Below are 240 nucleotides of genomic sequence, written 5' to 3'. Positions count from 1 at the left end.
CGGCATCACCTACGGACCGTCTCATCAGGCGCTTGACGCCGTCTATGCCGGAAGCGGAGAAGTGCTCGCAAAGCTCATTCTCCCGCCGTCCGCCCGCGAGGAAAAGGAGCCGTTCATCCTGCATCCAAGCATGCTGGACGCCGCCCTTCAGGCTTCTATCGGTCTCGTGCTCTCAGACGGTTCCGCGTCCGGCCGGCCGTTTCTGCCGTTTGCCCTCCAGGATATGCAGGTGTTTTCTGC

1 protein-coding gene is annotated in these 240 nt (G+C 62.1%); it reads left to right on the top strand.

The window, feature by feature from the left end; genetic code table 11:
• Window positions 1-240 (top strand): polyketide synthase dehydratase domain-containing protein (locus SB724_RS22265; RefSeq protein WP_410573103.1); only part of this gene is annotated, 240 nt, incomplete at both ends.

Origin of the sequence: Bacillus sp. SIMBA_031 (assembly GCF_046535225.1) — a bacterium.
Taxonomy (GTDB): domain Bacteria; phylum Bacillota; class Bacilli; order Bacillales; family Bacillaceae; genus Bacillus; species Bacillus velezensis.
The sequence above is the reverse complement of the archived record's forward strand: the minus strand, read 5'-3'. Positions and strand labels throughout refer to the sequence as shown.